This is a genomic window from Ulvibacter litoralis, assembly GCF_900102055.1.
GTDB lineage: Bacteria > Bacteroidota > Bacteroidia > Flavobacteriales > Flavobacteriaceae > Ulvibacter > Ulvibacter litoralis.
Map to the genome: position 1 here is coordinate 381887 of NZ_FNBA01000003.1, position 24823 is coordinate 406709.

General features: G+C 35.5%; 21 protein-coding genes. 14 read left to right on the forward strand and 7 right to left on the reverse strand.

The features are described 5' to 3' along the window. Positions 1-40 precede the first annotated feature (40 nt). The 11 genes from BLQ00_RS11820 to BLQ00_RS11870 all read left to right on the forward strand — a co-directional run bounded on the left by BLQ00_RS11820 (position 41) and on the right by BLQ00_RS11870 (position 12697). Positions 41-1429 carry a UDP-glycosyltransferase gene (locus BLQ00_RS11820; protein WP_093144507.1) on the forward strand — a complete coding sequence of 463 codons (1389 nt, stop codon included), beginning with the start codon at positions 41-43 and terminating at the stop codon, positions 1427-1429. A 27-nt stretch (positions 1430-1456) separates the two neighbouring features. Further along, on the forward strand, positions 1457-2593 hold the full coding sequence (locus BLQ00_RS11825; RefSeq protein WP_093144508.1) for a glycosyltransferase family 4 protein: 1137 nt from the start codon (positions 1457-1459) through the stop codon (positions 2591-2593). Further along, positions 2590-4131, forward strand: coding sequence for a glycosyltransferase family 2 protein (locus tag BLQ00_RS11830; RefSeq protein ID WP_093144509.1), 1542 nt, complete (start codon positions 2590-2592; stop codon positions 4129-4131). Before BLQ00_RS11825 ends, BLQ00_RS11830 begins: the two co-directional genes overlap by 4 nt. Continuing rightward, a complete protein-coding gene (locus BLQ00_RS11835) occupies positions 4128-5132 on the forward strand; it encodes a glycosyltransferase family 2 protein (protein WP_093144510.1) in 1005 nt (334 codons plus the stop codon). Before BLQ00_RS11830 ends, BLQ00_RS11835 begins: the two co-directional genes overlap by 4 nt. Positions 5133-5224: 92 nt before the next feature. Further along, complete coding sequence (locus BLQ00_RS11840; protein ID WP_093144511.1) at positions 5225-5773, forward strand: serine O-acetyltransferase; 549 nt, start codon at positions 5225-5227, stop codon at positions 5771-5773. Further along, the gene (locus BLQ00_RS11845) at positions 5773-6888 is read left to right on the forward strand and encodes a glycosyltransferase family 4 protein (protein WP_093144512.1); all 1116 of its coding nucleotides are present in this window, start codon (positions 5773-5775) and stop codon (positions 6886-6888) included. Before BLQ00_RS11840 ends, BLQ00_RS11845 begins: the two co-directional genes overlap by 1 nt. Beyond that, the gene (locus tag BLQ00_RS11850; protein WP_093144513.1) at positions 6885-7955 is read left to right on the forward strand and encodes a glycosyltransferase family 4 protein; all 1071 of its coding nucleotides are present in this window, start codon (positions 6885-6887) and stop codon (positions 7953-7955) included. The genes BLQ00_RS11845 and BLQ00_RS11850 overlap by 4 nt, the downstream gene beginning before the upstream one ends. Next, complete coding sequence (locus tag BLQ00_RS11855; RefSeq protein WP_175445441.1) at positions 7956-9284, forward strand: O-antigen ligase family protein; 1329 nt, start codon at positions 7956-7958, stop codon at positions 9282-9284. A gap of 2 nt (positions 9285-9286) precedes the next feature. Next, on the forward strand, positions 9287-10246 hold the full coding sequence (locus BLQ00_RS11860) for a glucosamine inositolphosphorylceramide transferase family protein (protein WP_093144514.1): 960 nt from the start codon (positions 9287-9289) through the stop codon (positions 10244-10246). Positions 10247-10254: 8 nt separating this feature from the next. Continuing rightward, the gene (locus tag BLQ00_RS11865) at positions 10255-11268 is read left to right on the forward strand and encodes a glycosyltransferase family 4 protein (RefSeq protein ID WP_093144515.1); all 1014 of its coding nucleotides are present in this window, start codon (positions 10255-10257) and stop codon (positions 11266-11268) included. A 34-nt stretch (positions 11269-11302) separates the two neighbouring features. Beyond that, on the forward strand, positions 11303-12697 hold the full coding sequence (locus BLQ00_RS11870; protein WP_093144516.1) for a sugar transferase: 1395 nt from the start codon (positions 11303-11305) through the stop codon (positions 12695-12697). Positions 12698-12708: 11 nt separating this feature from the next. Here the strand turns inward: BLQ00_RS11870 and BLQ00_RS11875 are convergent, their stop codons facing one another. Both BLQ00_RS11875 and BLQ00_RS11880 read right to left on the reverse strand, forming a co-directional pair. Then, the gene (locus BLQ00_RS11875) at positions 12709-13905 is read right to left on the reverse strand and encodes a lipoprotein N-acyltransferase Lnb domain-containing protein (RefSeq protein ID WP_229792642.1); all 1197 of its coding nucleotides are present in this window, start codon (positions 13903-13905) and stop codon (positions 12709-12711) included. 60 nt (positions 13906-13965) lie between these two features. Then, the gene (locus BLQ00_RS11880; RefSeq protein ID WP_093144667.1) at positions 13966-15036 is read right to left on the reverse strand and encodes a putative type IX sorting system protein PorV2; all 1071 of its coding nucleotides are present in this window, start codon (positions 15034-15036) and stop codon (positions 13966-13968) included. A gap of 127 nt (positions 15037-15163) precedes the next feature. On the opposite strand from BLQ00_RS11880, the gene BLQ00_RS11885 reads away from it, so the two are divergent. Then, positions 15164-15901, forward strand: coding sequence for a CDP-alcohol phosphatidyltransferase family protein (locus tag BLQ00_RS11885; RefSeq protein WP_093144517.1), 738 nt, complete (start codon positions 15164-15166; stop codon positions 15899-15901). Between the two features lie 42 nt (positions 15902-15943). Beyond that, positions 15944-17110, forward strand: coding sequence for a T9SS type A sorting domain-containing protein (locus BLQ00_RS11890; protein WP_093144518.1), 1167 nt, complete (start codon positions 15944-15946; stop codon positions 17108-17110). Here the strand turns inward: BLQ00_RS11890 and lptB are convergent. From lptB to BLQ00_RS11910, 4 genes are read right to left on the reverse strand one after another with little or no spacing between them, the layout of a single operon-like run. Then, entirely contained in the window at positions 17107-17847 is a 741-nt protein-coding gene (gene lptB, locus BLQ00_RS11895) for an LPS export ABC transporter ATP-binding protein (protein WP_093144519.1), read from the reverse strand. The genes BLQ00_RS11890 and lptB overlap by 4 nt on opposite strands. A 52-nt stretch (positions 17848-17899) precedes the next feature. Next, complete coding sequence (locus BLQ00_RS11900) at positions 17900-18256, reverse strand: carboxymuconolactone decarboxylase family protein (protein ID WP_093144520.1); 357 nt, start codon at positions 18254-18256, stop codon at positions 17900-17902. After that, positions 18246-19088: a twin-arginine translocase subunit TatC gene (tatC, locus tag BLQ00_RS11905; protein WP_093144521.1), complete on the reverse strand. Its 843-nt coding sequence runs from the start codon at positions 19086-19088 to the stop codon at positions 18246-18248. The genes BLQ00_RS11900 and tatC overlap by 11 nt, the downstream gene beginning before the upstream one ends. After that, positions 19088-20053, reverse strand: coding sequence for a KpsF/GutQ family sugar-phosphate isomerase (locus BLQ00_RS11910; RefSeq protein WP_093144522.1), 966 nt, complete (start codon positions 20051-20053; stop codon positions 19088-19090). The genes tatC and BLQ00_RS11910 overlap by 1 nt, the downstream gene beginning before the upstream one ends. A 202-nt stretch (positions 20054-20255) precedes the next feature. Between BLQ00_RS11910 and recQ the strand changes: the two genes are divergently transcribed. Then, positions 20256-22448 (forward strand): DNA helicase RecQ, encoded by a 2193-nt coding sequence (gene recQ / locus BLQ00_RS11915; protein WP_093144523.1) that lies wholly within the window; start codon positions 20256-20258, stop codon positions 22446-22448. A gap of 4 nt (positions 22449-22452) precedes the next feature. Here recQ and BLQ00_RS11920 read toward each other — a convergent pair whose 3' ends face one another. Continuing rightward, positions 22453-24783 carry a T9SS type B sorting domain-containing protein gene (locus tag BLQ00_RS11920; RefSeq protein WP_093144524.1) on the reverse strand — a complete coding sequence of 777 codons (2331 nt, stop codon included), beginning with the start codon at positions 24781-24783 and terminating at the stop codon, positions 22453-22455. Positions 24784-24823 lie beyond the last annotated feature (40 nt).

Here is a 24823-nt window from a genome sequence, read left to right on the forward strand (position 1 = left end):
AATAAGAAGTTTTTTTGTGTGCTAATTACAAGTAAGTTGTATGAATAAAAAGGTTTTAGTATTAATGCCCGACGGAGTAAGTCTCCGTAATTTTGCATATACTTCATTTTACAAATTGGGAATTGAAAAAGATTTCGATATTGTTTTCTGGAATGCAACTCCTTTTAATTTACAAGAAATAGGCTATAATGAGATTAAAATTGAAAACCCAAAACCGCGTCCAATAACTGATCTTTTAAAATCAGCTAGAATACAAATAGAACTTAAATTATATTCAAAAAGGGATAAAGATTCAGTTTATCAATCATACATATTTCCACTTTCTTTTAAATCATTAAAAGCTACAGCCAAAAGTTTATTCATAAAATGGTATACAAAACGGTATGCTTCAGAAAGTGGGTTAGAAAAAATTCGTCATAGAATTATTGCTTCAGAACGAAAGTCTGAGTATTACAAGAATTGTTTGGAAGTCCTTAAAAAAGAGAAACCAGATTTTGTGTTCTGTACGAGTCAAAGGTCTGTTATTGCCATTGCACCATTAGCAGCAGCACAAGAATTAAAGATTCCTACTGCTTCATTTATTTTTTCTTGGGACAATTTGCCAAAAGCGACTACAGTGGTTACTACCGATTATTATTTTGTATGGAGTGAACACATGAAAAGAGAGTTGTTACATTACCAAAAGTATGTGAGTTCTGAGCAGGTTTTGATTACAGGAACACCTCAATTTGAAAATCATTTTACAGACGAATTACTTGAGACCAAGGATACTTTTTTTACGAAGCATAGATTAAATCTCACTAGAGAATATATTTGCTTTAGTGGTGATGATGTAACTACTTCGCAAACCGATCAATTGTATCTACGTGATGTAGCGAAAGCAGTAAGAAAACTGAATAAAGACGGGCATAACATGGGGGTTATTTTTCGACGTTGTCCCGTAGATTTTTCAGATCGTTACGATGAAGTTATAGAAACCTATAATGATGTTATAGTTCCTATTGCGCCAGCTTGGGAGAAAATGGGAGAAATGTGGAATACCATTTTACCAACCAAAGCAGATTTGAAATTGCAAACAAATATTATTGCGCATTCCGTCGCAGTTGTAAATTTAGGATCGTCTATGGTTTTCGATTATGCAGCACATAAAAAACCGTGTGCATTTATAAATTATAATTATTTAAATAGTTCACAACAACCTGAAAAGGGGGTGTATGTATATAATTTTGTACATTTTAGGTCAATGCCAGCCAGAGAGGCTGTTGTTTGGTTTTCAGATCCCGAAACAATAGCAGAAGATTTATTAGCCATGTTGAAAGCTCCTGCTAAAACAGTGATTGAAGCAAAAAAATGGTTTGAGGTTATTAATTTACATCCGCCGCAAGAGGCTTCAAAAAGAATCTGGAACACCATTATAGAATTAATTTAAAAAGGGTATCCCTTTAATAACTAGCACATGAATATCGCGTTTTTAACACAAGAGTATCCACATCCTAGAGTACAACGTGCTGCTGGAATAGGAACTAGTATTAAAAACCTAGCCGAAAGTTTAGTTGCGAATAAAATTGGAGTTTCACTTTTTATTTACGACCAAAAAGAAGATGCTGTTTTTGAAGAAAACGGAATTACATTCCACCTCATTAAAAAGATTCAGTATAAATTTTTAGGATGGTATTTGTACCGAAAACACATTGCTCGCTACATCAATAATACACATGCTGTACATACTATAGATGTCTTAGAAGCGGCTGATTGGACAGGAATAACAGCTTTTATGAAGCTGAAAATGCCTCTGGTAATTCGATTGCACGGAACCGATGCTTATTTCTGTAACTTAGAAGGACGTCCTCAAAAGAAGAAGAATTTCTGGTTCGAATCTAAAGCCTTAAAAAGTGCAGAGGCGGTTATTTCTGTGAGTACTTTTACTGCGGAAAAAACTAAAGAAATATTCCAGCTTTCTACATCAATAATAACATTGTATAATGGAATTGATGTTGAAAAATTTAAACCATTGCAACTTCCGAAGCAACCCAATTCAATTCTCTACTTCGGAAGCATTATTCGAAAAAAAGGCGTATTAGATTTGGCGAAAGCTTTTCAATTGCTTCAAGTTAAAAATCCTGATGCAAGTCTAACGTTGATTGGGGCAAATGTGGTAGATGTTTTTGAAAAGAAACCTACTCTAGAACTTTTTTACAAGTGTTTAGATGATAGTGCTAAAAAGCGTGTAACTCATTTAGCGCACATGCCTTATGAAGAGGTCGTGCAGCAAATAGCCAAAGCAGAAGTATTGGTACTGCCAAGTAGGGCAGAAGCTTTTCCAATGACGTGGTTGGAAGCAATGGCAATGGAAAAAGCGATGGTTACCTCCAATATTGGTTGGGCCAACGAACTTATGATTGATAATGAAACAGGACTTATGATAGATCCCGATAATCATCAAGGTTTAGCAGATGCGATGGGAGAATTGCTTTCAAATCCAGAAAAAGCAGAACGGTTTGGTAAAAACGCAAGAAAACGAATTGTTTCAAATTTTTCTTCGGAAATTATCGTGAAACAGAATATTGACTACTATACGCAATTTGTGAAATGATTATAGTTGTACACCAACATACAAAAGTGGTTAGAGTTGTTGATGAAAAAGGCAACACTATAGAATTGAATTTTAATGGTAGTATAGGGGAAATATTGTTTACGCTTGCTGAAACCTATACAGATCAATTACTTGTTTGGTGTAATGAGGCTTATTTTGAAAAGTTAGTGGTTGAAGCTATTCCTGAAATTTTTCAGCATTCATTACAAATGGCATCTTATTCCGTAGCTCAAAAAAGTTTTTTGCCTGGACAGATTGGATATGTTGAAGATTCACCATTTTTACAAGTTAAATACAATGTTACCTATCCAACTTGGTGTATGAGTAGCGATGTTGGAGGAATGCATTCATCCGTTTTAAATACAATTAATAGTTCCCGTTTCAACGCTACTGATTTCGATTATTTCTTAAATTCTATTGCAAAGATTTGTCAGCAAAAAGGGTTGTTGTGTTATTCAGAACCAAGATTTTTATCTGGAAAAACAGAAACTTCAGAAGTGAAAAAGGCTTCCAAAACAATATTTTTTAAGTTTGTACATCAGCATTATAAAACACGTTGGATGTTTTTAGCATTGGCAAATATTCTGTTGTTTGAAAAAAAAATACCATTGTTTTCATTCCTTCGCGGATTTTTCAGTAAAAAAATAACTTCCGAAACAATAGATTTTAAAACGATTCTTCTTGCGCCCAAAGAACGTAAAACGATTTCTAAAACTATTGATGTGATTATCCCAACCATGGGAAGGAAACTTTTTTTGTATGATGTGCTAAAAGATTTATCTAAACAAACTATTGTGCCCTCCAAAGTAATCATCGTGGAGCAAAATCCAGAAGAAGCATCGCAAACTGAACTTGATTATTTAAAAAATGAAACGTGGCCTTTTACTATCATTCATAAGTTTATTCATCAAACGGGTGCTTGTAATGCGCGAAATATAGCGATACAAGAAACTACTGCGTCTTGGGTTTTTATGGCAGATGATGACATTCGGTTTTCGAATACTGTATTGGAAGAAGCTCTTCAATTTTTAGAAACATATCAATGCAGTGCTGTTACTTTAAGTTGTTTGCAGAAAAATGAAAAACCCAGACAGAACTTTGTTTCGCAATGGCGTACTTTTGGTTCGGGCTGTAGTATTGTCTCTCTTAGTTTTGTAACAGAAACCATGTATAATTTATCGTTTGAACATGGATATGGCGAAGATATGGACTACGGAATGCAACTTCGAAATAAAGGCTGTGATGTGCTATACAATCCGAGCGTTAATTTAACACATTTAAAAGCACCTGTAGGTGGATTTCGAAAGCCCATTGAGAAGCCTTGGCAAGTTGCCAATGAAATTCCGAAACCGTCACCAACAATTATGTTATTTCGAAGAAAACATACTACCGAAAGACAATTGAAAGGTTATAAGCTGTTGTTTTTTATTAGATATTACAGAAAACAGAACACCAAGAACCCGATAGCGTATTTTAAAAAAATGCAGTCTTATTGGAATACAAGCATTCATTGGTCTAAAAAGTTAGATAGTTTATGAAATTTGCATTAATAGTCTGCACGTATCAGCGTCCAAAAGCGTTGGTGACATTATTAGAATCTGTGGCGCTTCAGGAAAAATATCCTGATGAGGTAATTATTGTTGATGGTTCTACAAACGATAAAACGACTGCGATTTTAGAAGAGAGTATCTTTAAAAATCTTCACTATTTTAAAGTTTCTGAAAAAGATAGAGGACTTACAAAACAACGCAACTACGGAATTACTAAAGTTTCCGAAGCTATAGAAATTGTATGTTTTTTAGACGACGATATTGTGCTAACTCCGTCTTATTTTAAAACTTTATTAAGCACATACGCCCTATATCCTGAAGCAATAGGCGTTGGTGGATATATTATTAATGAAACCCCTTGGCGCCCTTTAGAAGAAAATGAAACACCAAATATTTCGCAATTTTCATGGGATAACTGGGTGCGTAGCGACGGTTCACGATTTGTACTTCGGAAAAAACTAGGACTCGATGCAGATGTACCGCCAGGGTATATGCCTAATTTTTCACACGGAAGAAGTGTTGGGTTTTTGCCACCTTCAGGAAAAACGTACCAAGTAGAACAATTAATGGGCGGTGTGGCATCGTACCCCAAACGTGTTCTCGATAGTCAGAAGTTTTCAGAATACTTTGAAGGGTATGGCTTGTATGAAGATGCCGATTATACCTTACGGCTTTCAAAGAAAGGAGCTTTGTATTTAAATACGGCAGCACAATTGTACCATTACCATGAAGCGTCGGGACGTCCTAATCAATATTTATATGGTAAAATGGTGGTTCGGAATGGTTGGTATGTGTGGCGTGTAAAACATCCCTATCCGTCACTTAAAGCGCGTTTAAAGTGGAATGCTACGTCGTTTGTATTAACTTTGATTCGTTATGGAAATGTTATTACTACTTCAAAAAGAAAAGAAGCATTTACAGAAGCACTAGGGAGAACAGCGGGTTGGTTTTCACTTTTTTTAAACAAACCCAATATTCAAGAAGATTAATTTTGTTGCTGCTAATCTATGGATTCATTTTTTAGTAGGTATAAATATAGTAGTTTAGCAGTCTAGTAACAGTACCCAAAACCTATAAACCAATGTTCGGGTTTTCACTTGATTTAAAAAAATATAAAAAGTATTCTGGTAAAAGCAGCATCGTTTTGTTTTTCACACAACAAGGACTTTGGGCGCTATTTGTATATCGTTTTTATAATGCTGTTTACACAGGGAAATTACCTAAAATTATAAAATCTTTAATTTTACTTTTTGGTGTGTTGCATCAAAAGTGGATTGAAATTGTAACAGGTATTTCGATTCCGTATTCGGCAAGCATTGGTCATTCTTTTTACATCGGTCATTTCGGAAATATAATTATTAACTCAAAAAGTGTTATTGGATCTAATTGCAACATTTCACAAGGAGTTACTATTGGGGTGAGTGGTCGAGGAGAGAAACGAGGTGTACCTGTGATTGGGGATAATGTGTATATGGGCGCCAACGCAACTATTGCCGGTTCGATTGCTGTGGGTAATGGAGCGGTAATAGGAGCAAATTCGTTAGTGATTTCTAATGTGGCGGCAGGAACAACAGTAGTGGGTGTGCCTGCAGAGCAAGTGAGTTCAAACGATTCAAACGACTATATTTAGTGAAATTCTTGGTAGTTACATTAGCGCCCACTCTTAAACAAGAAGATTCGTATGCTTCGTATGCGCCTTACGTTCGAGAAATGGATTTGTGGTTTTCTAAAGTTTCTGAAGTTACTATTGTATCGCCAACCCAATATTCAAAAAAACTATTAACGACTTCTTTTCTACGGAAAGATATACGAGTTCGTAGTATTTCGGAGCTTACATTTGGCACTTTTAAAGGAGCACTACGTTCTTTATTTTCTATTCCGATGACGTTAGTTGTACTATTTCAAGAAATGAAAAAAGCCGATCACATTCATTTAAGATGTCCAGGGAATATAGGGTTGCTGGGTTGCTTGGTTCAAATCCTGTTTCCGAAGAAAAAGAAAACGGCAAAATATGCAGGAAATTGGAATCCAGCCTCAAAACAACCATTAAGTTATCGCTTTCAGAAGTGGATCTTATCAAACACATTTCTGACTAAAAACATGCAAGTTTTAGTGTATGGCGAATGGCCCAACCAAACTAAAAACATTAAATCTTTTTTTACAGCAACCTATCCAGCAAGTAAAATAGAACCACCTAGAGAACGGAATTTTACAGCTCCGTTTCGATTTATTTTTGTAGGGAGTTTGTCATCAGGAAAACGACCATTATATGCAATTCAAATAGTGCAAAGCCTTATTGAAAAAGGTGTTGAGTGTCGTTTAGATTTTTACGGGGATGGTGATGAACGTAATGCAATAGAAATTTATATTGAAAAACATGCGTTGCACCATGTCGTAGTTTTACATGGAAATGTAACTTCGGAAAGTGTAGAAGAAGCCTACAAACAAGCAGATTTTATGGTATTGCCTTCAAAATCTGAAGGGTGGCCTAAAGTGGTTGCTGAAGCGATGTTTTGGGGAGCTATTCCATTGGTGCCAAAAATTTCTTGCGTACCTTGGATGTTAGATAGAGGTAATAGAGGTTTTTTATTGGATGTTGATATAGATAAAGATATTAGCAATATAGTACCTTTGTTGAAGGATTCCAATTCGTTATTAAGTCTTAGTAGAAAAGCGAAAAAGTGGTCTCAAAACTATACATTAGATTTTTTTGAAACGGAGATTTCTAAATTACTACAAAAATGAAGGTTCTTCAATTAATTGATTCTTTAAATGCAGGTGGGGCTGAAAGAATGGCCGTTGAGTATGCAAACGAATTAGTGATGCATATTGATGAATCTTTTTTATGTGCTACTCGAGAAGAAGGATTGTTAAAAGAAACAATACAATCAGAGGTTTCATACTTATTCCTTGAAAAGCGAAGAAAAGTCGACTTTACTGCTATTAGAAGAATATTACGGTTTGTTTCAGATAATGGAATAACTGTTATACATGCACATTCTAGCAGTTTTTTTTTAGCTACTATTGTGAAAATTTTTAAGCCCAAAACGATTTTGATTTGGCACGATCATTATGGTGAAAATGAGATGCTAAAGGCACGTAAGTATAAAGTGTTAAAATTTTGTTCATACTATTTTGATGGAGTGATTTCGGTGAATGAAAAGTTAAAACAATGGGCTATTCAGAATCTGAAGTGTAAAAAAGTAGTTTTTTTAAATAATTTTGCATCAAAAAATGATACTACAAGAGCGACGGTAAGCCTTAAAGGTCCTGAAGACTTTCGAATTGTATGTTTAGCAAATATAAGAGTTCAGAAAGACCATTTAAATCTCTTAGCAGCTTTTAAATTGGTGCAGGAAAAACATAAAGAAGTGTCATTGCATTTGCTGGGTGAAATTCATAAAGATGCATATTATACTAGTCTTGTTTCTTTTATTGAAGAAAATAATTTGAACCACGTTTATTTTTATGATTCTCAAAACGGTGTTTTAGATTTATTAAAAATTTGTGATCTTGGAGTATTAGCGTCAAAATCTGAAGGACTTCCTGTAGCGTTATTAGAATATGGCATGGCAAATTTACCTGCTGTGTGTACAGATGTTGGGCAATGTAAAGAAGTGTTGAACGATTTTGGTTTATTAGTGCCAAATAATAATGCAACTGCTTTATTTGAGGCTATTTTAAATTATATTGAAGACCCAGAAAAAAGAAATAAAGATGCATTAAATTTTTCAAAACATATTTGTAAATTTTACACTTTTGAAGGGGTTTTAGATCAATTAATTGAACTATATAAAGGAAATAAACAATAAGTGTCAAAAAAAATTAAATATACGCAGTTAGTCGCTATTCATATTGCATTGGGTATAGGAATATATGTGATCCCTGGATTTGCAAAGTTAATTTTACCTGTCATTATTTTGTTTTTTTTAGTTTTATTATTAAGTGGTAATAATAAAAATGATGAGGCGCTTATGGCAGCGGCTTATATTATGGGCTACGAGGTATTATCTCGAATGACAGGTACGTCAATTTCTTACGAATTTGCCAAATATGCCGTAATAGGATTTCTTTTTATAGGAATGTTTTATAGAGGGTTTCATCGGAAATCCTGGCCTTATATATTTTTCATTTTTTTGTTAATCCCAGGAATTGTTCTTTCTGCAATCAATTTGAATTATGGAAGTAATGTAGGTAATGCTATTGGCTTTAATCTGAGTGGACCCGTTTGTTTAGCGATTAGTGCCTTGTATTGTTATGATCGAAAGATGTCTTTTCAGAAGTTTCAGACTATATTAATGTGTATTTTCTTGCCATTAATTACTATGGTGACATACTTATATTTTTATACTCCCGACTTACGAGAATCATTACGCGGTACAGGCTCTAACTTTGATGCTTCTGGAGGTTTTGGGCCTAATCAAGTAGCTACTATTTTAGGATTGGCAATTTTTATACTATTTACAAGGTTATTAACGGTAAACAACAAACTAGTTAATCTTATTGATTTAGGATTGTTAGGTATGATGACCTACAGAGCAATTGTGACTTTCTCCCGTGGAGGTGTTATTACTGCTATTATTTGTATTCTTTTCTTTTTATTTTATTATTATCGGAAGATAGATGCTTCTAAAAAAGCAAAATTAATTCCTAGGCTTTTAATTGTTGTTGGAGTTTTGGCTGTTACTTGGGGGGTGAGTGTTTTTTATACTTCTGGTTTAATTGTAAATCGATATTCTAATGAAGATGCAGCAGGGCAATTAAAAGAAGATATAACTACTGGGAGAGAAATTCTTATTGAAACGGAATTGAACGCTTTTTATGAAAACCCCATTTTGGGAATTGGTGTAGGAAAAGCTAAAGAATACCGAGAAGCGCAAACAGGTATAAACTTACCTACACATAATGAAACGAGTAGAATGTTATCTGAACATGGGGTTTTTGGTATTGCGGGCCTTTTAGTACTTCTATTTGCACCTTTGGCTTTTAGACGAAATGTGAAAACTAATTTCTTTTTTTATTCTTTTCTTGCATTTTGGTTTTTAACGATTAACCACTCTTCCATGCGAATTGCAGCACCTGCATTTATCTATGGATTAGCACTGATTAATATTGTTGATTTTAGAAAAATGAAAAAATAATAATGAAAATAATAAAAAAGATTTTTTTAGTGTTAGTTGCAGTATTCTTACTGGTGTTTTCCTATTTTGTTTATTTGTACCTAACAAAACAAAGTATTCCAATCTTTGCTCGTAAAACAACAGGTGCTTACTATTCTTCAGGTATAATTATAACAGAAGACCCTTTCGAGTTAAATCTTAATAATGTGAAGCTTTTAGATCGGAAAAAGGCTGGACTAACAGATAAACTACTGATAGCAGATCCATTTTTAATAAATAAGGACTCTGTCTTTTATTTCTTTTTTGAAATTATGGGACGTACAGGAGCCGATATTGGTGTTGCTAAAGTGACTAAAGATAATGATTTAGAGTATCTAGGGGTTGCAATAGATGAGCCAAAGCATTTGTCATACCCTATGATTTTTGAAGAAGAAGGTAAAATGTATATGATTCCTGAATCGAAAGGGCTTAACGGGGTTCGGTTGTATGAAGCGACTAATTTTCCGATGAGTTGGTCCTTGAAAAAAGAAATTATACCGAATGTGAAATTGGCAGATCCGACGATTATTAAAAGAGATGATACGTGGTATTTATTTGCTGAAAAAAATCAAGAACTACATTTGTTTTTTGCTGATTCATTAACGGGGTCTTGGACGGAACACCCAATGTCACCCGTTAAAAAAGGGAATTATACAAGACCTGCAGGTCGAATTTTTGAATACAATACTAAAACAATTCGCTTTGGACAAGATGCTTATGGAAGTTATGGAAGGCAAGTATATGGTTTTTATATTGACGAACTCACTAGAAACACTTATCAAGAGTCTCCCATTGAAAATAATCCTGTAGTTGGCGCAAATGGAGATGGTTGGACAAAAAATGGAATGCATCATATCGATATTCATCCTTTAAATGATGATTCATTTATTATTTCTTTAGACGGTAATGGTTTCGGAAAAGAAGAAATCGTTTTGGATTTTTAATCAATAATTTGAATAACTTTATCCTATATATTGGCAATAAATTAGCTTCCAAAGGGAGGACGGCAACCACTATTGATACGCTTAGTAAACTCTTAACACAAGAAGGGATTACCGTTTATACAGCTTCTTCATGTAGTAATAAACTACTTCGATTTTTGGACATGCTAATTGCAACAATTCGCTATTCCTCAAAAGTTTCAGTTGTGTTTATTGATACCTACAGCACTCAAAATTTTTATTACGCAGTGGCTGTTTCAAAAGTGTGTCGACTTTTAAGGCTACCGTATGTTCCTATTTTACACGGTGGAAATCTACCTAGCCGGTTAGAGACACATTCGAAACTTTCAGAAAAACTATTTAGAAATGCTAAAGTGAATATTTCTCCATCTCATTACTTATTAGAGATTTTTAAGGCAAAAGGATTTCAAAATGTACAGTATATTCCTAATTCTATTCCGTTGGACGACTATCCTTTTTTTCTTCGGAAAGAGTTGCAACCACGATTACTATGGGTACGTTCATTTGCAGAATTGTACAATCCAATGTTGGCGGTTGAGGTAGTTAAAAAGCTTCATGAAAAAGGAATAAGGGCAACCTTGACAATGGTGGGGCCAGACAAAGACGGCTCCCTTGAAAAATGCGCATTAGAAGCTGAAAAATATAATTTACCTATCAAGTTTACGGGGAAAATAGAACGATTGGAGTGGATTTCCCTTTCTAAAGCACACGATATTTTTATAAATACAACTAATTTTGATAATACTCCTGTGAGCCTAATTGAAGCATCTGCATTAGGTTTGCCCATCATTTCTACCAATGTTGGCGGAATCCCATATCTTATAGAAGACTATAAAACGGGTGTTTTAGTGCCTCCTAATAATGCTGAAGTTTTTGTAAATGCAATTACTGATTTATTGTCTAATAGTGAGTTAGCTAAAAATCTAATCCAAAATGGTCGAGAAAAAGCAACTAACTTTAATTGGCAAGTAGTTAAGCAGGATTGGCTATCGCTTATAAACTAATAAATACGTACTTTTATCGAGTCAAACACAATGTATGGATAACAATTCTAGTATTCATTTCGATATTTCTGAACGGAAGGTACTCTTACGTATTTTTGACATCGCAAGTGTCCTTGGTCTTCTATATTTAGTAGGGCAAATTTTTAATTTTGATTACTTTAAAATTAATTCTGAGCACTGGATGTGGTCCATTGTATTGGCATTATATCTTACCGTTTTTGGGACTATTTTCGAGTTATACAACCTTCAAAAAGCAAGTAAATTTGAAATTGTTGTACAAAATATAATCCTTACATCATCGGTAACAGTATTAATCTATTTGTTAACACCCTTTTTTACACCAACCCTTCCTGTAAATCGTTTACAAATTGTCTATTTCTATATTTCAGTAAATATTGCCCTGTTTATATGGCGGTACGCATACATCGTTTTAATTTCCGCTCCTCGCTTTTTTAAAAGAGTTTTGCTTATTGGTAATGCTTCAGACATAGATGCTATTGTGAATTCCCTTCAAAAGTCGGATCCTAATTATAAAGTGGTAGGATTTGTCAATACAAGTTCAGAAAAATACATTCCGAAGCATTTTAAAGATTTTGAAGAGTTTTCAGTAAAAGGAATTGAAAAAATAGTTCATAAAAATTCTATTTCAGAAATTGTTGTTGCAACACCACAATCAAGTGGAATGACGGTCTCTTTGTACAATAAATTGATTTCAATGTTGGAGAGTGGCGTTGCAATTCGAGAATATACACAAGTGTACGAAGAGATTACGCATCGAGTACCTGTGCAGCACGTAGATAAAGATTTTTACCGTTATTTTCCATTCAGTCGAAGCAATCAAAACAAGCTCTATCTCTTTTTTCATCGTATTTTAGACTTGCTTTTTTCTGCCATCGGATTGGTGTTTGGACTCGTTTTGTTTCCCATTATTTTAGTGGGTAATTTATTTGCGAATAGAGGTCCGTTGTTTTACTCGCAAATCCGAGTGGGCCGAAATGGAAAGCACTTTAAGATTTATAAACTACGAAGTATGGTAACCGATGCCGAGAAGCACGGCGCACAGTTTGCATCGGCAGGCGATACTAGAGTGACAAAATTTGGACGCTTTCTTCGGAAGTCTCGCTTTGATGAAATTCCACAATTCATAAACGTAATAAAAGGGGATATGAGTGTGATAGGACCACGACCAGAACGTCCTATCTTTGTTAAAAATCTTTCTGAAGCCATTCCGTTTTATGAAATTAGACACCTTGTAAAACCAGGCGTAACAGGTTGGGCGCAAGTAAACGCTAAATATGGAGCTTCTGAAGAAGATGCCTTAGAAAAGCTACAATACGATTTGTATTATATTAAGCATAGAAGCCTATTTCTAGACATTAGTATTGTTATAAAAACATTGAGTACAATTATTTTCTACAGAGGGCAGTAGATTATTCTGTATTACTTCGTTTCTTCCACAGGTTTAAAGTCTGTAAACCGAATTAAAAATACATATCGGACCACTAAAGCTATGAACAATGGAAGGAGTCCGATGGCAAATTCTTGCACCCCAGTAATCCAATGTATGGTAAGCAACGCAAAAAGTAAAACGAGTAAGAAAAGATACTTTTTAAGCCAAAACTTAGGTTGCTTTTTTGCAATAGCACCCATAAATAATAGCGAGAGCGGAAAAGCCCATAATAAGTTATAGTTGTTAGCTGTTGCGGTGTGATCGGTACCAAACCAAAGAAGGAGTAGTAAAATCCCCACCAAGCCCGTAAATCCAAAAAGAACGGCGTCTAAGTAGCGACTGCGCGTTTTGTTTTTATAATCTTTAAACGTGATAAATAGAATGCCCAACGCTAACAGTCCGAAAATAAAGAATGGACTCGTGAAAAAATGAATTGTATCCTCTCCACGGTTGGCTTCAAATAATACAGTTGTATCTTTTACCAAAGCTATTTTGGTGCCGTTTTTATTAATTTCGGCGTTTTCAGCTCCCTTAAACACATAGTCTGGTAAAAACTGGTATTGGATAGGAGTAGCCTTCTTATCGACCACAGCGCCAATGGCAATGTCCATTCCTAAGCTGCCCCAAGTGTTGGCTTTTACATTTTTCTGAATAAGTTGTCTAAACGTATATTCTTCAATAATATGCTCTTGATTGAATACTAATTTATTGCCTAATACTTCTTGTAATACATCTCTAATTTTAGTCGCGCAATTGTCGTAAAAGAAATCGTATTTGTATTTTTTATTTTCTGTTTTAGCATTGTTCAATAAAAAGTCGAACATGGCTTGTTTTTCAGCAATAGATAGGTCTAAAGTTTGTTCTTTCACCCATCTATTTTGTCGTTTGTAGCTTTCTAAAAAGGAAGTGAAATCACGAAGTCCTAACTCATATAAAAGTTTTCCTTGTGCAAATTTGGTGTAGAAATTCGGCGTATTAAAATCGTATACACCATAATTAAAAACGATATCTGTATTGCTGTTTTCATCTTTGATTCTGAAAGCGCTATGTCCAAATTTATCATACAATTGATCACCAGGGCCAATGGTTAAAATGCTTACTTCGGAAGTTTCAGAAAGGGGAATAAATTGTGCGTTTGCTGAAAATGCAATGCTAAGAACGAAAAGGAAAAGGAGTTTTTTAATCACGAGTACAAGGAATCAGTTTCAGAAATAAAAGTAATGAATATCTGAGGGAACTTTTTGTTTTTAACGGAAAACATTCCAGTCTAGTTTCACCGAAAATACATTCGAATACAAGGCTGCACTTTGATCGCCAATATCGGTAAGCGCATAATCTACATAAATACCTTTGTATTTAAAACCAACTCCAATATTAGGTTGAAATCCTACCGAATCGCTCCCATCTAATTGGGTTACATTCTGGAAATTCCCAACACCACCTCGAACAAAAATCATGTCGATATACCCAAATTCTAATCCTAACGCGGGTGTGATACTGGTTGAGGAAGAGGAAATAATATCGTTTGTTTCAGCAAATCGGAAGTTTAAATCTACTTCGGTTCGTAGTGAGTAATCAAAATGAAATAAGAAGTTTTTAGACATTCCTAGTTGTAACTTCGGAATGGTAATCTCGGTCGATTCTGGTAGTTCTTGGTTTTGTCCCTCGACAGCTCCTTGAATAGTTGCAAACTCATCTTCGTCAATAGCCCATGCATTAAAAGTGGTGGTGATATCACGAACCATAACTCCAAACTGCCAATCGTTTTTGGTTTTAAACTGAATTCCGGCATCCAATCCAAACCCCCACGAGGAAGCAAAATCACCAATTACACGACGAATAATTTTTGCGTTCACACCATAATTTAAACCGTCTAACGGAAGCTTACGTGCATACGAAAATGTAAAACCATAATCTGCCGTTGAAAACAAACTAATACGATTGTAATCGATGTTTCCTTGGTCGTCAATCAGTTGCGTAGTATTTAAAATATCATCGACTCCAAAACGGATAATCGAGAATCCTACCGCACTTTTCTCATCCAAAGGCATGGCGAAAGCACCGTAATCGTAGCTTGCGATGTTTGCAAAATAAGAAGCATGCATTAAGGAAATCTGCTTGTCTTCAAGATTCACCAATCCTGCAGGATTCCAATAGCCTGAATTTACATCGGCAGTGCTAGCAACAACAGCGTTAGACATACCAAAGGCTCTTGCATCCACCCCAATGTTCATAAATTCGTTAGAATACTTACGAACCGATTGTGAAGAAGCCACGAAGGAGGCTAATAAGAATATAAAAAGGAGGTTTTTCTTCAAGCTTTTATTTTTAAGCAAATATCTTACTAATTTGTAAAATATTAAACTATAATTTTGTGTACATATTGTGTTTTCATTGCGTTAGACGTAAATACTTTCCTATTTTTACAAGATTGAACTTTTATATATGATAAAACAGGTACCTAATATAATAACCTCGCTCAATTTACTGTGTGGTTGTGTGGCTATTCTCTTTGCTGTTTCTGGCGATTTAATCACGGCGTCTCTATTTGTTATCTTCGGAATATTTTTCGATTTCTTTGATGGGTTAGCAGCGCGATTATTAAAAGCGCATAGCGATGTTGGCTTGCAGTTAGACTCGTTGGCAGATATGGTTACGAGTGGTGTAGCGCCTGCCATTGTTCTGGTGCAATTGTTACACGAATCGTTGTTTGGAGGACCTATCGTTCTTACCGAAATCTTCTCATCGGAAGGGTGGAACATAGGAATGTCTCATTATTTCCCTTTTATCGGATTGCTTGTGGCAGTAGCTTCGGCATATCGTTTGGCTAAATTTAATGTAGATACACGACAGACGTCTAGTTTTATTGGGTTGCCAACGCCAGCAAACACCATTTTGATTTTAAGTTTGCCACTTATTTTACATTTTCAATATTCTGAAGGATTGGCAGCTATCATTTTAAACAAATGGTTTTTAATAGGTTTTACGCTCTTGAGTTGTATTTTATTGAATGCTGAAATTCCTCTTTTTGCATTGAAATTTAAAACGTGGGATTTTAAAAGCAATGCGCTTCGGTATGTGTTTTTGCTATTAAGTGTTGTGTTGATTGTAATCTTCCACTTTTTAGCAATTCCGTTAATTATTTTGAGTTACATTTTACTGTCTCTTTTTTGGAAAGATTGATGATTTTAAGTAACTTGTTTACAGCTAATTAAACTAAATTTTATGAATACCGTTAAGCTTATCTGTATCCTTTTACTTTCTTTTTCCTGTTTTTCACAGGACGCATGGCAGCCCTTAAGTGATTTTCCAACTGAAACTAGAATTAAAACTTCTTTTGCTGTCAGTGATGGAGCTATTGTTTTAACCTCTATTGATGGTTCTGCTGTAATTAATGTGTATGCGTACGATGTTAGTTCTGATAGCTGGGAACAAAAAGCAGATTTTCCATACCTACTTGGAAATGGATTTACTTCATTTACATTAAATGATGAAGGCTATGTAATGTGTGATGATGAGCCTAATTTTAGTGTTTTTATTTGGAAATACAACGCATTAGCAGATACTTGGGAGCCAAAAACAGGCACTTCATATTCCGATTTTGGTTTTGGAGGTTTTTATGGAGCTACATTCGCAATTAACAATTTAGGATACTTACTCGTTTCTGGGCATTCTTCAGAGCATTTTAAGGCGTATGATCCAATTTCTGACTCATGGACCGTTAAGGCTTCTTATCCGAGTTATAATGATGGATATCAATCAGGTTTCAGTATAGGAGACAAAGGCTATTTTGCCTACAATAATGATAATTTTAGTTATTATAATGAATTTTGGGAATACGATCCGACTTCAGATGGTTGGACAAGAAAAGCGGATGTTCCTATGGATTTTTTCTCACCCGACGCAAGTTTTTCGATTGGGGATTATGGATATGTAGGGATGTACCCAATGTATCAGGGGCAATTTTACAGGTATTCGCCAACACAAGATATTTGGGAGTCTATTGAAAATTGTGGATACGGAGGAACCAATAATTTTAGTTTTTCTATTGGAGATTTTGGGTATGTAGGGTCAGGAGTATTTCAAGATCCTTCTACTGGAAACACTGTGTTTTCAAGAGAAGTGTGGAAGTTAGATCCAGATCTGTTATCCGTTTCTGAAAATGAATTAGACACGGTGTTTGTAACTCCAAATCCAGCAAAAGACATTATTTCAGTGTCCGGAATTAATGAAAATGTAGGATATGAGATTTATAGCTTGAATGGTGTGCTGATTTCAAAAGGGCAGACCATGAATAAAACCATAAATACATCTTATTTATCTGTAGGTGTTTATATTTTGAAGTTTACTTTTGAAAAAAGCAGTAATTATTTAAAACTAGTGAAAAACTAAAACTCTAACTTCTTTTTACGAAGTTCGAAGTTTTGACCTAAATATACTTTCCGAACCATTTCGTCGGCGGCCAATTCTTCAGGTTTACCGTGTTTCAAGATGCTTCCTTCAAACATTAAGTAGGTGCGGTCGGTAATTGCCAAGGTTTCTTGTACGTTATGATCGGTAATTAGAATCCCAATATTTTTGTTCTTTAACTGCGCCACAATTCGCTGAATGTCTTCAACCGCCACAGGATCTACTCCTGCAAACGGTTCGTCTAGCAAAATGAAATGAGGGTCGGTAGCCAAAGCACGTGCAATTTCGGTACGTCGTCGTTCTCCTCCACTTAATAAATCACCACGGTTTTTACGAATGTGCCCCAATCCGAACTCTTCAATAAGCGATTCCATTTTTTTTACTTGCTCTTTTTTTGAAAGCTTGGTAAGTTGTAAAACGCTTAAAATATTGTCTTCAACGCTTAGTTTTCTAAAAACAGATGCTTCTTGCGCCAAATATCCAATTCCGTTTTGTGCACGCTTGTACATCGGATATTTGGTAATATCGGTACCTTCTAAGTGAATGGAACCGCCGTTGGGCTTGATTAGCCCTACAATCATATAAAATGAAGTGGTTTTTCCAGCCCCGTTCGGACCTAATAGTCCGACAATTTCACCCTGATTTACTTCCACGCTAATGCCTTTAACCACTTTTCGGCCTTTATAGGATTTAATAAGATTTTCGGCTTTTAATTTCATGTAGCGTGTGCTTGGGTTATTTAAACGGCAAAAGTACTATATAATTATGTAATTAGGATTTGCTGTTTTCTTCTAAGGCTTCCCAATATTCAAAAGCTCTTCGTAAATGAGGGATTACAATGGTTCCACCAATTAATAAAGAAACAGACATTCCTTCCACAACTTCTTCTTTGGTTAGTCCAAGTCTATGGCATTCTTCTAGGTGATAACGCACACAGTCGTCACATCGTAAAACGAGTGAATTACCAAGACCTAGCAATTCTTTTGTTTTTTTCGACAACGCGCCTTCCATAAAAGCATTGGTGTCAAGGTTAAAAATACGCTTAAGGATTTTGTTGTTGTCCTCTAGCATTTTATCGTTCATTTTAGAGCGATAGGCGTTAAACTCTTCTACTATATTAGTTGCCATGTGCTTTTGCTTTTCTTTTTTGTTTTCTGATAACCCATGCTGAAATAAATATGCTGATCTCGTATAAAATAATGACGGGTACAGAAACGATAATCTGACTTGCGATATCGGGTGGTGTGATTACTGCGGAAATAATTAAAACGATAACCAATGCAAATTTTCGGTACTTCCGAAGGTATTGCGGTGTTACCAAGCCTATTTTTGTTAAGAAATAAATTAATATTGGGAGTTCGAAAATAAGTCCGCTGGCAATAACTGAAGCTCTTACCAAGCCAATGTAACTACTTAAATCGAAATCGTTGAAAACTTGATCACTTACGCGATAGCTTCCTAAAAAGTTGATAGATAATGGAGTTACAACGTAGTATCCAAATAATACACCAATAAAGAATAAAAGGGATGCTACAATAATAAAACCACGACTTGTACTGCGTTCGTTGTCTCGCAATCCAGGACTTATAAATTTCCAGAATTCATATAAAATATACGGGAAGGCAATTATAAAACCAGCCATGATGGAAGTCCAAATATGAGCCGAAAACTGTCCTGCCATCGTTCTACTCTGAATTCTAAACTGCGATTCGGTAAAGCAGAAACTGTCTTCTAATCCGATGGTATTAGCGACTTTACAAAGTAATTTGTAAGTTGGAAAGTCCGGACTTTTTGGTCCGAAAATTAATACGTCGAAAATAAAATCTTTTGCAATAAAAGCAATGGTAGCAATTACCACAACAGCTACTGTAGATCGAATTAAATGCCAACGTAAATCCTCTAAATGATCTAAAAATGACATTTCCTTTTCAGGACTCTTATTTTGTAACTTTTTTGCCATTAAATAATACCTTCCTTCGTCAGGTTATGAATGTGTACTACACCACAATATTCACCATCTTTTTCGGCAAGAATTTGTGTAATGCCAAAGGTATCCATTATTTCCATAGCTTCAACCGCCATTGCGTCGTTGTTGATTTTTTTAGGATTTTTGGTCATAATGTCTTTTGCAGTCAAGCCTTTAAATGTATCTACTTTGGTCAACATTCTACGTAAATCACCATCGGTAATAATTCCAATAATTTCATTGTTTTCAACTACAGCAGTAACACCTAGCATCTTTTCAGAAATTTCAACAATTACTTGTTTTACATCGGTGTCTGGATGTACTTGAGGCTTTTCATTTAAAGAAGTAAGATTGCTTACTCTCAAGTATAATTTTTTACCCAAAGAACCTCCTGGGTGGAATTTCGCAAAATCCTTACTAGAAAAGCCGTGAAGGTCTAATAACGACATGGCTAAAGCATCTCCAATCACTAACTGTGCAGTTGTACTGGTTGTAGGTGCTAGGTTGTTAGGACACGCTTCTTTTTCAACATAAGCGTGTAAAACGTAATCTGCTTGTGTGCCTAAAAATGACTCTTTATTAGATGTAATGGCAATTAATTTATTGCCAATTGCCTTTATAAGAGGAACTAATACTTTTATTTCAGGTGTGTTTCCACTTTTTGAAATGCATATCACAGTATCATTTTCTTGTATGGTTCCAAGATCGCCATGAATGGCATCTGCGGCGTGCATAAAAATAGCAGGAGTTCCTGTAGAATTTAAGGTTGCTACAATTTTAGTAGCAATATTGGCACTTTTCCCAATTCCAGTTATAATAACTCTGCCTTTTGAATGATAAATATAGTCTACAGCATCGGCAAATTCTTCGTCCACTAAATTGGCTAAATTGAGGATAGCTTTACCTTCAGTTTCAATAGCTTGTTTTGCGATAGATATAATTCGGAGTTTTTTCTTCAAAATTTTACGCTTTTGTTTGTTTGTAACTGTTTCAGAAATTAGTATATTTAGATTGAAAACAAAATTTAAGTTCGTTTTACAACAATATACATGTATAAGATGCAGTTATTTTATAATGGTTGCAAAATTACAATTGTTCCTGTGTTAAAACAATTAATTTTGAAGTCCAAATTAGAATTATGTTTAAAAGAAATTTAAAGTCGTGAGTGAAGTAGATATTTATGCAGCACTCAAAAAATATTTTGGATTCACAAAATTCAAAGGCCTACAAGAAGGAGTGATAAAAAGCGTCCTATCTGGGCGTGATACGTTTGTTATAATGCCAACAGGTGGAGGAAAATCATTGTGCTATCAATTACCGGCATTAATGGAAAATGGAACCGCTATTGTTGTATCCCCGTTAATTGCTTTAATGAAAAACCAAGTAGATGCTATTAGAGCGTTGTCGTCTGAAGATGGCATTGCGCATGTACTTAACTCGTCATTAAATAAAACTGAAATTCGAAATGTAAAAAGCGATATTGAAAATGGAATCACAAAATTACTATATGTGGCGCCAGAATCGCTTACCAAAGATGAATATGTAGAATTTTTACAAGCCCAAACTATTTCTTTCTTAGCGATAGATGAAGCGCATTGTATTAGTGAGTGGGGACATGATTTTAGACCCGAATACCGAAATTTAAAGTCAATTATAGAACGGATTGGTGATAATATTCCAATCATAGGGCTTACAGCAACCGCTACGCCCAAGGTGCAAGAGGATATTCTTAAAAACCTTTCCATCCAAAACGCCAATACATTCAAGGCATCCTTTAATCGTCCTAATTTATATTACGAGATTAGACCTAAAACTAAAAATGTAGATGGTGATATTACTCGATTTGTAAAACAACATCAAGGAAAAAGCGGAATTGTATATTGTTTGAGTAGAAAACGTGTTGAAGAATTGGCACAGATACTACAAGTAAACGGTATTAAAGCAGTTCCATATCATGCAGGATTAGATGCTAAAACAAGAGTGAAGCACCAGGACATGTTTTTGATGGAAGATACCGATGTGGTGGTCGCAACTATTGCTTTTGGTATGGGAATCGATAAACCAGATGTTCGTTTTGTAATTCATAACGACATTCCTAAAAGTATCGAAAGCTACTATCAAGAAACGGGTAGAGCAGGTAGAGATGGTGGTGAAGGCCATTGTTTAGCCTATTACTCGTATAAAGATATTGAGAAGCTCGAAAAGTTTATGAGTGGTAAACCTGTTGCCGAACAGGAAATAGGACACGCATTATTGCAAGAAGTTGTTGCTTTTTGTGAAACTTCCATGTCTCGGCGTAAATTCATTCTTCATTATTTTGGGGAAGAATTTGACAATGAAACAGGCGAAGGTGGCGATATGGATGATAATATGCGTCATCCCAAAAAGAAACATGAAGCCAAAAATGAAGTGGTTAAACTTCTAAAAGTGGTAGATAATACCAACGAACAATACAAATCGAAAGAGGTTGTCAATGTTTTGGTTGGGAAAGTAAATGCAATGATTAAGTCGCATCGTACCGATACACAAGATTTCTTCGGAAGCGGATCCGATCAAGAAGCTGCGTTTTGGATGGCATTACTTCGTCAAGTATTGGTGGAAGGATACCTTCGGAAAGATATAGAAACCTATGGTGTCGTGAAATTAACAGAAGCTGGAAAAGAATATCTGAAAAAGCCAGTTTCATTTATGATGACTGAAGACCATTCGTTTAAAGAAGCAAACGATGATAGTATTGTGGTGGTTCAAAAAGGAGCCGCTATTGCAGACGAAAATCTTTTTAAATTATTAAAAGCAGAGCGTAAAAAAGTAGCCGATAAACTTAATCTGCCACCATTTGTTATTTTTCAAGATCCCTCTTTAGAGGATATGGCGTTAAAATATCCTGTAAACCTTGACGAACTTTCTAATGTTCATGGAGTAGGAGATGGAAAAGCCAAAAAATACGGAAAAACATTTATCGCGTTAATTAAAAATTACGTTGAAGAAAATGATATTCTACGTCCAGACGATTTTGTTATTAAATCTACAGGGAGTAATAGTGCTTTAAAGCTATATATTATCCAAAATGTGGACAGAAAACTCCCGTTAACCGATATTGCTGCTTCCAAAGGACTGGAAATGAGTGATTTTATTAAGGAAATGGAAGCCATCGTATACAGTGGAACCAAATTAAATATTAGCTATTGGGTAGATGATATTTTAGATGAAGACCAACAAGAAGAAATCCATGAGTACTTTTTAGAAGCCGAAAGCGATAAAATTGAAATAGCAATGGAAGAGTTTGATGGGGAATACGATCTAGAAGAACTTCGTTTGTACCGTATCAAATTTATAAGTGAAGTAGCAAATTAAGAAGCTATCGTTTCATCGTAAAATGCCCACGGTAAAAATCACCAGTTGTAAAATAAACTTTAAACCAATAATCGGATGAAGGTAAGGGATTGCCATTGTATGTGCCGTCCCAATCTGGAGTAGTTTCAGTACTTCGGAAAAGTAATTTTCCAAATCGGTCAAATAGTTCGACATATGTTATTTGTACGTCTGTTTCATCAATTCCTTTTACATTCCAAACATCGTGATATCCATCATTATTGGGTGTAAAATACTTCGGAAAGTCAAGTACATAGATTCGCGCACTTGTAATACCACAACCATTTCGGTCTCGCACATACACTACATGGACACCACCACGGACATTTTCAAAAATAGGACTTTCTTGAAAAGGACCAAAAGGGGTGTGTAGTGCGTATTCATAATCGCCAGCGCCACTAGCCATTATAACAATGTTTTGATTTCCATAGGGACCTACAACATCGTATGTAATTTCGGCAGTTTCCGAAGCAATAACAGAAATAGAATTTGTAGCACTACATTCGTGTAATAAACCGCGAATCCGAACGGTGTTTGTTACAGTTACGGTGTACGTTCCACCTGAATCAACATCGATGGTTGCTGTCCTTTCTCCCGTTGACCATACATACGAATAATTGTTTGTAGTGTCAATAACTCCAGAATCGATAGTGATTGTTTCTGGAGAGAGGTGGGTGCAATAGCTAAAACTGCGCTCTTCAAATTGAGGTGTTGAAATAACTGAAAGATAGATTTGTGTTATGCCTTCGCAACCTCTAGCGCCAGAAACGCGACCGTAAATAATTTCAAAATTTTCAATATTTATTACTTCGGAAGGCAACGCGTTTGTGTTTTCTATGGCGTCGTTATAGTTTCGAAAATACGCCACGGTGATGTCAGTGCCGAGGTCAGCTTCAATTTGAGAAGTGGCTTCTGCTAAATTGAATTCAGCTACCTCAAAATTATCTAACATCGAGCAGTTTACCAACTCGTAGGGCGGAATGACATTTGTGGTAGTTCTAAGACTTAAAGGCGCAATTCCAGTACAATTATACGATGATAGTACCTTCGAATAAACGGTTTCGTTTACAATGGTATTCGTATATGCGTTTGGATTTGTAATTCTATTAATGTCATTTTGAGCTTCAACATAGGAAGGATAAAAACCAAGTACTTGAAGGGTGTTATCTCCATCTATAATTTGAGGAGTTGCATCAAAAAGATTAAAAGTGGCGATTCCGGTGTCGGAAGGTTCGCATTGATATAAAATAGCGCCCTGTGCTGGAACAGGAGGTGCATATTCAATGGTAACTTCGTCGGTTGCAATACAACCAGATCCAAAATCGAGTACCACTTTATAAAAACCGTCTCCAGTAATTGTAAGTTGTGGCGAGTTTTCTCCAGTTAATAAAACATCATTTTTATACCAAGTATAGCTATTGGGTGGTGTTCCGGGAGGTGTTGCGTCTAGTGTGTACACCTCTCCTGCGCACAATGGGTTGCTTGAAGTTATGGTTCTGTCAGGTCCTAAACTTGCGGAAATTGTAAAACTTTCAGCTTCTAAAAAAACAACCGAGTCATAACGATAGTTGGCTTCATCGGCAATGACTAGTTTGATGTGATAAGTTTGATTGGGAACCACCGCAGTTTCCGCAGTAAGAATTTTGGTCTGCCCATTAAAATTAATAGGGACGTTCGCACCGTTCCAACTTTCAAAATACTGTTCGTTTATGGGAGCACAAGCCCCAGGAATCCCCGAGTGTACTGTCGTAACAAGCACAGGAGTGTTCGTTCCAGGAACCAAGGCAATATTGGTGTATGTTCCGCCAACGGGTTTGATTAAAAAAGCGAAAGCATCTGAATAAATACAGGTGTTAGGTGAGTTTTGTTGGTATTCTTCGGAAGCAAATAAGTACCGAAACTGTATGAAGTCTGCATTGGGAACAAAGTCGAATTCGATGCTAGTTGCATTGGTAGAGTTTGAGATATTGAGTGCTTGTTCTAAATCGGCATCTCCTCCCCAACCAGGCGCGTCATCATCACTTAAATTTGTATTGGGACCAGGAACATGATTAATTTGTCCGGTGCTTAAAATAAGACCTCTTTCTAGCGGAAAAGAACTTCCGTTTGCGTCAAAATAGCCAAAACTCTTGGCTCCGTTTGAAAAATTACCGCCGACAGTATTGGTAACTTGGATGTTTTGAATACAACTATTGTTAATTAAAACATCTTCAATGAGTTGTTGTGGAGAATACCCTGCGCCATCAACACTTATGTTTTGAGCATATAAGGTCGCTGTAAAGCAAATAATACATATCGTTATTAGCGATACTCTCATAAGGGGATCGTCATTTAAATAGCGTGCAAAATTATAGAAA